Consider the following 11,771-nt stretch of genomic DNA (forward strand, 5'->3'; position numbering starts at 1 on the left):
ACCGTATGGTCCAGCGCTTGAGAAATCACGCTGTCATGCCCGCGACAGCAGGCTGGAAGCGACTTTCTCGGCAATCATGACAGTCGGCGAATTGGTGTTGCCGGAGGTGATGGAGGGCATTACCGAGGCATCGGCCACGCTCAATCCCGCCACTCCGCGCACCCGGCATTGAGCATCCACCACGGCCATCACATCGTCGCTGCGCCCCATGCGGCAAGTGCCCACCGGATGGAAGATGGTGGTGCCCACGTCGCCGGCGGCGCGCTGCAATTGGGCTTGACTTTGATACTGCAGGCCGGGCTTGTATTCCTCGGGACGATAGCGTGCCAGGGCGGGTGAAGCGACGATGCGGCGGGTCAGCCGCAGCGCATCGGCAGCCACCGTCAGGTCGGCTTCGGTGGAGAGATAGTTGGTGGTGATCCTGGGCGCGAGCGCAGGATCGGCCGCGGCCAGGCGCACGTGCCCGCGCGAGGTCGGACGCAGATTGCACACGCTGGCGGTAAAGGCCGGGAAGGCGTGCAGCGGATCGCCGAATTTTTCCAGCGACAGCGGTTGTACGTGGTACTGCAGATTGGCGCTGGCCTGCTGCGCATCGGACTTGGCGAACGCCCCCAGTTGCGAGGGCGCCATCGACATCGGGCCGCTTTGCATGAACAGATATTCCAACCCGATCTTCATCTTGCCCAATAGGGTGGAGGCCATGGCATTGAGCGTGCGGGCACCATCGACCTTGAATACCATGCGCATCTGCAAGTGGTCCTGCAGGTTCTCGCCCACCCCCGGCAGCGCGTGGACGACCGGGATCTGGTGCTGCTGCAACAGCGCCGGATCGGCGATACCCGACATCTGCAGAATATGCGGCGAACCGATGGCACCGGCACACAGGATGGTTTCCTTGGCCTGGGCAAACCACTGCGAGCCACCGCCGGTGAATTCGACACCAGTACACACCGGCCCGCCCTCGCCCTGCTCCATGCGCAAGCGGCTCACGTGCGAACCAGTCATGATGGTGAGGTTGCCATCCTTCATGGCAGGCCGCAGGAAGGCCTTGGAAGCGTTCCAGCGCACGCCGCGCTTCTGGTTGACGTCGAAGTAGCTGCACCCCTCGTTATCGCCCTGGTTGAAGTCCTCGACCTTGGCAATGCCATTCTCGGCGGCAGCGTCACGGAAGGCATCCAGAATATCCCAGCGCAGGCGCTGTTTCTCGACCCGCCATTCGCCGCCGGCACCGTGGAACTCGCTGCTGCCCAGGTGGTAGTCCTCGCTCTTGCGGAACCAAGGCAAGACGTTCTGCCAGCGCCAGCTATCGTCGCCGCAGACCTCGGCCCAGTGATCGTAATCACGCGCCTGGCCGCGCATGTAGATCATGCCATTGATCGAGGAACAGCCACCCAGCACCTTGCCGCGCGGATAGATCAGGCTGCGCCCGTTCAGTCCGGCATCAGCCTCGGTACGGAACATCCAGTCGGTCCGGGGATTGTTGATGCAGTAGAGATAGCCCACCGGAATGTGGATCCAGAGGTAGTCGTCGCGCCCGCCCGCTTCGATCAGCAGCACGCTCTTGCCGGTCTTGCGGGAGAGCCGGTTGGCCATGACGCAGCCAGCCGTGCCGGCGCCGATGATGATGTAGTCGTATTGCCCTGCCGATTGCATGGTGTCTCCGCTGGTTTGTTCTTGTGGTCCAACACCGTGCGCAGCGCTTGACGCGCTGCGCACGGCCACCTGATTACTTGGCCACCGGCATGGTGAACTCGGCCCCCTTGCCGATGCTGGCCGACCAGCGCTGCATGATGGACTTGTAGCGCGTATAGAAACGGATGCCCTCTTCGCCATAGGCATGGGTATCGCCGAAGAGCGAACGCTTCCAGCCACCGAAGGAATGCCAGGCCATCGGCACCGGGATGGGCACGTTGATGCCCACCATGCCGACCTGGATGCGGCGCGAGAATTCATGGGCGGTATTGCCATCGGCGGTAAAGAGCGAGACGCCATTGCCGTATTCATGCGCATTGATCAGTTGCACCGCCGAGGCGAAGTCCGGCACGCGCACCACGCACAGCACTGGACCGAAGATTTCTTCCTGGTAGATCTTCATGTCGGGCGTGACGTGGTCGAAGAGCGTACCGCCGATGAAGAATCCTTCCTCATGGCCCGGCACCTTCAGGCCGCGGCCATCAACCAGCAGCTGAGCGCCGGCCTCCACGCCACTCTGGATGTAACCCTCCACCTTGGCCTTGTGGGCGGCGGTGACCAGCGGGCCCATCTCGGCGTCATCTTCCATGCCGTTCTTGACCTTCAGTGCCTTCACGCGCGGGATCAGCGCTTCCACCAGCCTGTCGGCCACGCTACCCACCGCCACAGCCACCGAGATGGCCATGCAGCGCTCGCCGGCCGAACCGTAGGCCGCACCGATCAAGGCATCGACGGCCTGGTCCAGGTTGGCGTCCGGCATCACCACCAGATGGTTCTTGGCGCCGCCCAGGGCCTGGGCGCGCAGCGGGAAGGTACCGGCGCGCTCGGTGGCCTTGCGGTAGATGTATTCGGCAATCGGGGTGGAACCGACGAAGGACACGGCCTGCACCTCGGGATGCTCCAGCAGCGCATCCACGGCCACCTTGTCGCCCTGCACCACGTTGAAGACGCCATCGGGCAGGCCGGCACGCTTGAACAGTTCAGCCAGCATCAGCGAAGGCGAAGGATCGCGTTCGGAGGGCTTCAACACGAAGCTGTTGCCGGTGGCAATGGCGATGGGCGCCATCCACAAGGGCACCATCACCGGGAAGTTGAAGGGCGTGATGCCAGCGGTCACGCCCAGCGGCTGGCGCAGGTTCCAGTTGTCGATGCCGCCGCCGATGTTGTCGGTGAACTGGGTCTTGAGCAGTTGCGGAATGCCGGTGGCGAATTCGACGATCTCCAGGCCGCGCGTGACCTCCCCTTTCGCATCCGAGAACACCTTGCCATGTTCCAGCGTGATGGCCTTGGCCAGGGCATCGTGGTGTTGCTCGATCAATTCCTTGAACTTGAACAGCACCCGCGCGCGCTTCAAAGGCGCGGTCTCGGCCCAGGCCGGCGCGGCAGCGCTGGCGGCAGCCACTGCCGCATGGACTTCCGCCACCGAGGCCAGCGCCACCTTGGCAGTGACCTCCCCCGTGGCCGGGTTGAAGACATCCTGGCTGCGACCGCTCTCGGAACGGGAGCGCTGGCCCTGGATGTAGTGGTCGATGTGCGGGAGGCTCATAAGGTTTCCTTTGGTGTGGTGGAGGAAGGCGGGAGGTGCTGTCTCCGGCACCCTCCTGCCGACAAACCGCTCGACCCTGACAATGAGCCAACGGCATGGATGAGCAAGAATAGTCCGCTACGGGCGACACATCCAATGAGGAATTATCAAGAGCAATATAAAGAATGCTTATAATCCGACTTTATTGTTCACACGCTACCCACACGATCTGCACAGCCTATTCATCTGGATATCCACCGGCTTATCCACAGGCAACAAAAGGGGAAAGAGGCAATGATCACGGGAGATGACGATGGATCTGACGCAATTACGTGCATTTATCTCGGTCGCCCACGAAGGCAACCTGACCCGGGCTGCTGAAAAGCTGCACCTGACCCAGCCCGCCGTGAGTCTGCAGATCAAGGCTCTGCAGGAAAGTCTGGGCTTGGCCTTGTTCAATCGCAGTGCAGCCGGCATGGTCCTCACCGCCGAAGGCAACACACTGCTGCCGCTGGCCGAGCGCATCCTGGCCGATGTGCAGGAATTGCGCCGTCACGCCACCGGTTTACGCTCCAGCGAGAACGCCCTGTCCGGTTCGCTGGCCATCGGCACCATCCTGGATCCAGAATTCATCCGGCTCGGGGCATTCCTGAAGTTGCTGGTCGAGCGCCATCCGCAACTATCGACCCAGCTTTCCCACCACATGTCCGGTTCGGTGCTCAACGAAGTGCGCGCCGGCAAGCTGGATGTCGGCTTCTTCCTGGGCGACCCTGGCCAGGGTTTCCATGCCCTGACGCTGACTTCCTTCACCTACAACGTCATCGCCCCGGCGGGTTGGAAGAACCGCGTCTCGGGCAAAGGATGGAAGGCGCTGGCCCGCCTGCCCTGGATCTGGACCCCGGCCGAATCAGCTCATCATCGCCTATTGAGCAGGATCTTCGCGCAACATCAGGTAAAACCACAGACGGTAGCCTTGGTTGACCAGGAGTCCTCGATGCTGGACCTGGTCAAATCAGGGGTCGGCTTGTCGCTGGCGCGGGAATCGATTGCCTTGAATCAGGCGCACGCCCATGGTCTGGTGATTGCCGATGCGGTGGAACTGTCGACCGAGTTGAGCTTTATTTCATTAGAAAAAAGACAACATGAGGATGTCATCAAGGCGGTTTTCCAGTTGCTGCAACAAGTCTGGCAACCCTGAATCGGGCAAAGTTATTGCATAAAAGACATCTTCTTGGGTTTCTTTAGAGAAATAAGCATCCGATTTCACCGTCTTCCTGCCGAACCTAAAGGACCTTGGGATGCGTATATGCCGTTGCCAAGGGCTTTTTGAAGGTTTTTAGTGTTTGAAAGCTAACTTTTTGAAAAGATGTCCACCGCGCACGCTCTTTCGGTTCTTTAATTTAGATGTGGATATATATAAGTAGTAGTGATTGTTAACGTCGCCAAAAACTGTGGATAACTTGGTTTACACGTAAAAAATCAAGTATTTAGCTTTCTGATAAACGCTTGGTAAGCTTCTGCATTGCCGAGGCATAGATTCTGGACAAATTTTGGGCCTTGGATAAATCGGCCAGATATACCCAAAGCACCCAGCGGATATGCAAAGACTTATCCACAAGCGCCTTTCAAACCCAGGAAACAGCGAGATGAGCACTGGAAAAACCTACATCGTCGACCTCCAACCCTCGAGTTTGCAATTTGAACAAGTCCCAGGGCGTTCTCTGTTGCAGTCCGGCTTGCTGGCCGGCATCCGTATGCCCAATTCCTGCCGCAACGGCACCTGCCGGACCTGCATGTGTAAATTGTCCACAGGCGAGATCGCCCACCAGATCGAATGGCCCGGCTTGACCCGCGAAGAAAAGGCTGCTGCCCTGCGTGGCCGAGGCGCGCAGCGACCTGGTACTGGAAGTGCCGGACGCGATCAACTTGAAGCCATGATGTTTTATCCACCGGGCTTTTCCGGGTTGGGCGAGACAAACCCCTCTTCTGCCGGTTGCTGTGGATAAAAAAAGTCTGCCAGGCATCCCCAGCGACGCCTGGCGGCATTTCTTTTTCACAGACCTCAGCACCCTACGGTCCGTTGCTTCCACTCCCGTGGCGTAGCTCTGAATCCCTCTGAAGTCGATTCGCCCATCAAACCGGGTTTCCAGCGCAGCCCTCGTTCGTTTTTCTTTCTCTTTCACCGTGACCGTGCATTTTCTCGAGCGGCAAGGCCGTCGGGGTTGGTGAACCAAGCTGCGCGCCGAGCGAAAGCTCGCGCGCTTCAGCTTTAAATCTAAGCTGTTTATAAAATTAGTAGTAGTGGTTAACGTCCCTATTGCTGTGTGGATAACTTGGTTAACCCCCAGAAAATCAAGCGTTTGGAGAAAGGACAAGCCCTTGGGCAAGCTCTGTATGACGCGATCACGAATCGGGGATAAAAATCAGCCTTTGGATAACTTATTGACTTTTCCCCAATCGATGAAAAAGTTATTCAGAACTTTATCCACAGGCACGGGAAATTCGATGGAATCGGGAGCGAAAAGAGGGAATTTTTGAGAAGTCACCGATTTAGGCCAATTCGTCGGTGATTTTGGGCCTGCGCAGCCCCGCAATGGGGTGCCAGCAGCCGTTTTCTGGAGATTTCAGAAGAAAGGGCGGCCACTCTCAGTGACACTGTTGACGAAAAAGCAGCCATTTTGCGGCTGGTCGGGGAAAGTTATCCCCTGCCGTCACGTCAACAATTGCCCCGGATTATCACTGCCTATTTTTTAGGCGCACCCTTGACGGATTTGCTTTTACCGGTCGCTGGGAGCAGTGGAGCTTTCTTCACTTCTTCCAGTAATTGCCCACAGTCGGCCTTCTGGTCACCGTCGATATTGATCAGCGGCAGGATCGCCGTCACCGGCGCCAGCAAGCCCAGCGCCACCGCACCGCCGGCCCGTAGCGCCAGCACGGCCTTGTCCACACCCACATCCGGGTCCTTGAAGCTGCCCTTGACGTAGAGCGGTGAACGCAGCGAGATGATGCGCAAGCCCTTGCTGCGCGGATGCACATTCAGGTTCAGCAGTTCACGCTTCATGTCGATGCTACCATCGACCACGATCAAGGCATCCTCGGTATCGAGCAGCAAGGTCTTCACCTGCATTACGCCGTCATTTACCGGCAGGTCGCCGGCCAGGCAATTGAGCTTGACTTCCTTGTCGCCGAACAGCTTGCTGATGACCACGTTGCCCACATTCAGGCCGGCGGCTTCCAACAGGAACTTGCTGATGGCGCCCTGGTTGACCAAAACCTTCACTTCTCCATTGGACGAGCCCAGCATCGCGGCGACCGAATTGCCGCTCGAGCTCAGGCGCGCATCGCCATTGATATCGCCGAAGCTGGTGCGGGAGGCATCGAGCTTGGGATAGAGCTGCTGGATCTTCAGCTTGCGCGCAGAAAGCTTCATATCGGCCTTCATCCGGGCCGCCTGACCATCCAGGCGGATGGTGGAAGTCAGATTGCCGCCAGCCACGCCGAACTTGAGTGGGTCCAGCGTCAGGACCTTGTCCTTCAAGATCAGATGTGCCTGCAAGTCGGTGATGGGCAGGCCCTGCTGCCGGATGATGCGTTTGCCGGTGAAGCGCACATCGGCATCCAGCGCGCCCCAGGCCTCGGTGCTGAAGGTCTTGACCGGCAATATCTTGTCCACAGGCTGGCGCTCCTCGGCACCGCGTTGCGCCTTCTCGGCGTTGGAGTCGGCGCCGATCAGCGGCGCCAGGTCGTCAAAGCGCAACACGTTGGAGGTGAGCGCACCGGTCAATTGCGCGCGCGTGCCCCCGGTCTGGTAATCCAGGCTGCCATTGAGGTCGCTGTCGCCGACCTTGCCACTGAAGTCCTGGTAACGCCATTGACTGCCACCGGCAGCGATCTTGCCGATCAGCCGACCCTCGGTCGCAAAGGGCGGCGTTTCCGGCAGCAGCACGCCGGTCAGCGGATAGAGGTTGCCCATGCTGGCACCCGAGAGCGAGAGCCGCACATCCAGCGCCGCCAGCTCGGCCGGCTTGGTCAGCGTGCCGCGCACGCCGATGCGGGTCTTGCCGACCTGCACCTGGGCTTGCAGGGGATAGGGTTGTTGCTGGTTCTGCAGCGACAGCACCCCGCCCGCCTTGCCTTGGCCGCTGACCGGCGCACCGTTGAAGCTGCCGCGCAACGTCCAGCCCAGGCCATAGACTTTTTCGCGTTCCGGGTCGAGGGTGTCGATCTCGCCCTGCAGCTTGATCTTGTCCACAGCGTCATCCAAGGCCAGCTTGCCCTGGCGCAGGCTGATGCGGCCCAGTTGCAGTTGCCAGGTCGAGGGACCGGTGCTGTCGCTTTTGAAAGTCCAGTTGTTCACAGCCTCGCGGTTGCGCAAGAGCGAGACCGAAGGATCCTGCACCTCCAGCGAAGGCAGGGAAATCTGATGCACAAGCAAAGGCAGCGGATTGAGCGTGAAGGTAATTTGCTGCACCGTGGCCATTTGCCCGGACTGCGCGAAGGCCGGCGGATTGCCCAGGCGCAGGTTCTCCGCTTGCAGCCGGGGCCAGGGAATCCAGCTTGCCCAGAAGCCCGATTCAGCTCCGCGTGAAGTCGGATCGGGCCGCTGCCAATGCAGCGAGAGATCGCCGTCGATGGCGAATTCGCGGCCGATGGCGGCCGAGACGCGCTGGTTGATCCAGGGCTTGGCCCGGTTCCAGTCGAAGCTGATGAGGAAGATGATCGCCGCGGCGATCAGGAGGATCAGGCTGGCCAGCAGCCAGAGGAAGATTTTGGTCAGACGCGACATCGGTTCGGCTTCCCCGGTGAGGGTGATCAACATGCGCCGAGGCCGCCGCACGGCGCTCAGCGCTTCATGTTGATACGACCGAATTCGTCATGGGTTGTTGCAGACAAGTGCGCGCGCAGCCATTTGTGGGCCGGGTTGCGGGCGTCGCGTTCATGCCAGAGCATGTCTACGTGTTCTTCCGGTGTCTGGAAGGGCAGTTCCTTGACCACCAGCGATTCGGCCATGCCGGTAGCGGCCACCAGATGGCGCGGCAGCACGGTGATGAGTTCGGAACTGGCCACGATGCGCCCGGCAGTGAAGAACTGGTTGACCGTCAGCAGGATCTTGCGCTCGCGGTTCATGCCCGCCAGCACATCGTCGATGACCGCATGGGGTTTGCCCGACAGGCTCACCAGCAGGTGGTCGGCGTTGCAATAGCTGTCCAGCGTCAGCGGCTGGCCGGCCAGCGGGTGGTTCTTGTGCATCACGCAGACGTACTGGCCGGTGTAGAGCCGGGCATGACTGATCTGGGTCTTGGCCATGCCCTGACCATCGGCCAGCTGCGCCGTCACGCCGGGGAAGAAGCCGACCGCCAGATCGATGTCACCGCGCAGCAGCATGGCGCGCGGGTCGCGGGTGGTCAGCGGCATCATGCGGATCTTGATGCGCGGCGCGTCGCGCATGATGGTGCGCACCAGCGAAGGCAGCCACAGTGCGGCGGTGGCATCGACCATGGCCATGCGGAAGGTGTTCTGGGCACGCGAAATATCGAAGCTGTCCGGTGCGATCACCGCTTCCAGCTCCGACAGGGCCCGCCGCACCGTGGGCCACAGTTCCTCGGCACGCGGAGTGGGCTTGACGCCGTGGGCGGTGCGGATCACCAGGTCATCATTGAGCGTGTCGCGCAGGCGACGTAGCGCATTGGAGACAGCCGGCTGGGTCATGGCCAGCAGGTTGGCCGCCCGGGTCAGGTTCTGCTCGGTCATGACGGCGTCGAAAACGCGCAACAAATTCAGGTCCAGGGTCAGAAAGCTCATAGGGCGGGCCTTTGCGGCGTGATGAAAGTCTCGGTAGGGGATGGATGGCGCCCGTGATCTCGGGCCGAAATATTATTCACGGACAATATAACTGATATCCGAAACGGAAAGTGGTCAAACAACAGGCGCTTCACTACACTGCAATGCAACATAACACACAACGTCAAGGATCGAATCATGGCAACCATCGCACAAAGCACCAACAGCAGCTTCAAGAGCAAGATCGCAGCCGTGCTGCGCACGATCTTCGTCCACTTCGTCAAGGCCCATGAGCTGCAAGCCGTAGCACTGGTCGCCGCCGAACAGGATCGCGCCGTCGGTAGCCGCCAACTGAACCGCATGGCCGACAAGTTCGAAGCCACCCAGCCTAACCTGGCTGCTGAACTGCGCTTCATCGCTTCGCGCGGTTAATCGGAGTTTTTATAAGCTTCTTGCGAAGCTTTTTGCTTCACCCGTATTCAAGTTTTACCGCTTGCGCATGACTTCTGCGTGAGCTTGGCGCCAGGCCCGGAGCGGCTGGCGCGGTAGTGAAGGATTTCGGTTGTTCCCGGCGCGTACGGCGCTTATGTTGACGCTGATTCGATCAACGCGTCAGGACACCGATCCGTTGTCTCCTCCTCCCTCTTTAGGAAGGATTAACCCCGCAGGCTCTGCCTGTGGGGTTTTTTTTGTGCCTGCGGCGAAGCAAGTTTCTCATCAATCTGCATCAATCTGACCAGATATTCACAGGCGGTGAAAAAGATGCGAACACGCGCGCCATGGCGTTGCAATTACACATCACCCATGGGCTGGGAAAGCGCGCTGACCGGTATCCCGCAATCTCACCCGATGAGGTAGAGAAGCCCTGTGTACAAGGGTTTGCTGCCGGATAGGCCATGCGGCGCCGGCCCGAACAGCTCACCAAACCTCTTATTCACAGAGTCTATAACTGATATGAGCACTCTAAAGTAGTCATACAGCGAGCGAACCATCATACTGCGACGCAACAACAGTGAAATTGAACGCCGTGCAACTGTGTCGCGGCCTGATTATCAGAGGTAGAAATATCATGTCCTTCCTGAACCTGGCCTTTCCCGCAGAAGCCGCCCTGCCCTTCGCGCAGTCCTTCATCGGTATGATGGCAGCCTATGTGCGCCCGGCCCTGGGTCTGGGAGCACTGGTGACCCTGGTGATGGTGTTCAAGCCGCTGATCCTGGGTGTGGCGCAAGCTGCGCTGCTGTTGGTCAAGCCCCGCAAGTCGCTGGAGCAACGCATCCTGGCGCACAAGTTCAGCGGCAAGATGATGTTGAACCGCATGGCCAACGAATACAGCATGACCCAACCGAATTTTGCCGCCGAACTGCGCAACATGGCCGCGCGCGACTGAACAAGTCCCCGCCTGATCGTCGTTCGAGGCCCAACGGCTTCTGGTCGTGTAGTTGAAGTTTTGTAGTACGTACTGTGTCTCCTCCTCCCTCTTTAGGAAGGATTAGCCCCGCCAGCGCAAGCTCGCGGGGCTTTTTTTATCCACCGTACGCGGCATGTCAGGCGGCAATCGTGATAACTTGTCCACCCGCCAATCACCACAGCCTTACCGCAAGACATCATGTGCCAGCTCCTCGGGATGAACTGCAACACCCCCACCGACATCGTCTTCAGCTTCACCGGCTTCGCCACCCGCGGCGGGCTGACCGATCATCATCGCGATGGCTGGGGCATTGCCTTCTTCGAGGGCTCCGGGGTGCGCACCTTCGTCGATCACCAGGCTGCGGTCGATTCGCCGGTGGCCGCGCTCATCAAGCGCTATCCGATCAAGTCGCAGCACGTCATCGCTCACATCCGCAAGGCCACCCAGGGCCGCGTGACGCTGGCCAACTGCCATCCTTTTGTGCGCGAGTTGTGGGGCCGGTATTGGGTATTTGCCCACAATGGTGACCTGAAAAACTTCACCCCCACGCTGGACGGGCCTTTCCGGCCGGTCGGTACTACCGATAGTGAACTTTCCTTCTGCTATATCCTGCAGGAGCTGCGCCGGCGCTTTGGCGATACCCTACCCCTGCTGGCCGAGTTGCGCGCCGCGCTGCGCGAGATCGTCGACGGCATCGCCAGCCATGGCACTTTCAACATGCTGCTCTCGGATGGCTCGGCGCTCTTTACCCATTGCTCCACCAATCTCTATTACATCGTCCGCCAGCATCCCTTCACCACGGCCAAGCTGTCCGATGAAGACCTCTCGGTGGATTTCTCCGAAGTCACTACCAGCAATGACCGGGTGGCCGTCATCGTCACCCAGCCGCTGACCGACAATGAAGTCTGGACGCAATACCAGCCAGGTGAAATGAAGCTCTTTGTCGACGGCACCGTAGTCGACTGACACCGGCCTGCCGGGTTGTCTTATCCACAGGCGAATTTTTCGCCAAGTTGAACCTGTCCACAGGGGAAAAAAGGGACAGGTCAGCGCCGGCTTTCGGGTTTTGCACAGGCTGTTACAAAAAAACCTGGCCCTCCCGGCCAGCTTGTCTTTTCCACAAGCCTCCTACTCTGTCCCCCTATCACCCGCCCGCGAAGCGCCTTCAGGGCTGCGAGTTTGAAGTCGCTGCTGCGCAGCCTGTGGATAGATGAGCTTATTGGGGCAAATATGCCGATTCGCCTGTGGATAACTTAGGTTTACCAGAGTAAAATGCGTCCCTCGTTTCGCGCCCGGACGACTTCGTCCAAGGCCCGTCCGCTGGACGCGGCAAGGGGCGCCGCAATCATCCGACAAGAAAGCTTC

Annotated in this window: 8 protein-coding genes and 1 pseudogene; 5 read left to right on the plus strand and 4 right to left on the minus strand. The window is 59.7% G+C overall.

The window, feature by feature from the left end:
• Nucleotides 1–33: 33 nt before the first annotated feature.
• Both RC54_RS24905 and RC54_RS24910 read right to left on the minus strand, forming a co-directional pair.
• Nucleotides 34–1,653: a GMC family oxidoreductase gene (locus tag RC54_RS24905; protein WP_058897434.1), complete on the minus strand. Its 1,620-nt coding sequence runs from the start codon at nucleotides 1,651–1,653 to the stop codon at nucleotides 34–36.
• Between the two features lie 73 nt (nucleotides 1,654–1,726).
• Complete coding sequence (locus tag RC54_RS24910) at nucleotides 1,727–3,238, minus strand: CoA-acylating methylmalonate-semialdehyde dehydrogenase (protein ID WP_061790011.1); 1,512 nt, start codon at nucleotides 3,236–3,238, stop codon at nucleotides 1,727–1,729.
• 292 nt (nucleotides 3,239–3,530) lie between these two features.
• Between RC54_RS24910 and RC54_RS24915 the strand changes: the two genes are divergently transcribed.
• Nucleotides 3,531–4,415, plus strand: a complete 885-nt coding sequence (locus RC54_RS24915; RefSeq protein ID WP_017452733.1) for a LysR family transcriptional regulator — start codon at nucleotides 3,531–3,533, stop codon at nucleotides 4,413–4,415.
• Between the two features lie 448 nt (nucleotides 4,416–4,863).
• Nucleotides 4,864–5,155, plus strand: a pseudogene (locus RC54_RS24920) (2Fe-2S iron-sulfur cluster-binding protein).
• Nucleotides 5,156–5,960: 805 nt separating this feature from the next.
• Here the strand turns inward: RC54_RS24920 and RC54_RS24925 are convergent.
• Nucleotides 5,961–8,036, minus strand: coding sequence for an AsmA family protein (locus tag RC54_RS24925; RefSeq protein WP_061790010.1), 2,076 nt, complete (start codon nucleotides 8,034–8,036; stop codon nucleotides 5,961–5,963).
• A gap of 23 nt (nucleotides 8,037–8,059) precedes the next feature.
• Complete coding sequence (locus RC54_RS24930) at nucleotides 8,060–9,019, minus strand: LysR family transcriptional regulator (RefSeq protein WP_017452730.1); 960 nt, start codon at nucleotides 9,017–9,019, stop codon at nucleotides 8,060–8,062.
• Nucleotides 9,020–9,196: 177 nt separating this feature from the next.
• On the opposite strand from RC54_RS24930, the gene RC54_RS24935 reads away from it, so the two are divergent.
• The 3 genes from RC54_RS24935 (at nucleotide 9,197) to RC54_RS24945 (ending at nucleotide 11,372) form a co-directional block, all read left to right on the plus strand.
• Nucleotides 9,197–9,430 carry a hypothetical protein gene (locus tag RC54_RS24935; protein ID WP_058897438.1) on the plus strand — a complete coding sequence of 78 codons (234 nt, stop codon included), beginning with the start codon at nucleotides 9,197–9,199 and terminating at the stop codon, nucleotides 9,428–9,430.
• A 637-nt stretch (nucleotides 9,431–10,067) separates the two neighbouring features.
• A complete protein-coding gene (locus RC54_RS24940) occupies nucleotides 10,068–10,385 on the plus strand; it encodes a hypothetical protein (protein WP_044530168.1) in 318 nt (105 codons plus the stop codon).
• A 219-nt stretch (nucleotides 10,386–10,604) separates the two neighbouring features.
• Nucleotides 10,605–11,372 (plus strand): class II glutamine amidotransferase, encoded by a 768-nt coding sequence (locus tag RC54_RS24945; RefSeq protein WP_058897439.1) that lies wholly within the window; start codon nucleotides 10,605–10,607, stop codon nucleotides 11,370–11,372.
• Nucleotides 11,373–11,771: the final 399 nt, after the last annotated feature.

Origin of the sequence: Herbaspirillum rubrisubalbicans (genome assembly GCF_003719195.1) — a bacterium.
In the GTDB taxonomy this organism is placed as follows: domain Bacteria; phylum Pseudomonadota; class Gammaproteobacteria; order Burkholderiales; family Burkholderiaceae_D; genus Herbaspirillum; species Herbaspirillum rubrisubalbicans.

Coding starts and splice junctions, on each gene's coding strand:
- RC54_RS24910 (WP_061790011.1), bottom strand. CDS start 3,238: ATGAGCCTCCCGCACATCGACCACTACATCCAGGGCCAGCGCTCCCGT.
- RC54_RS24905 (WP_058897434.1), bottom strand. CDS start 1,653: ATGCAATCGGCAGGGCAATACGACTACATCATCATCGGCGCCGGCACG.
- RC54_RS24945 (WP_058897439.1), top strand. CDS start 10,605: ATGTGCCAGCTCCTCGGGATGAACTGCAACACCCCCACCGACATCGTC.
- RC54_RS24935 (WP_058897438.1), top strand. CDS start 9,197: ATGGCAACCATCGCACAAAGCACCAACAGCAGCTTCAAGAGCAAGATC.
- RC54_RS24930 (WP_017452730.1), bottom strand. CDS start 9,019: ATGAGCTTTCTGACCCTGGACCTGAATTTGTTGCGCGTTTTCGACGCC.
- RC54_RS24940 (WP_044530168.1), top strand. CDS start 10,068: ATGTCCTTCCTGAACCTGGCCTTTCCCGCAGAAGCCGCCCTGCCCTTC.
- RC54_RS24925 (WP_061790010.1), bottom strand. CDS start 8,036: ATGTTGATCACCCTCACCGGGGAAGCCGAACCGATGTCGCGTCTGACC.
- RC54_RS24915 (WP_017452733.1), top strand. CDS start 3,531: ATGGATCTGACGCAATTACGTGCATTTATCTCGGTCGCCCACGAAGGC.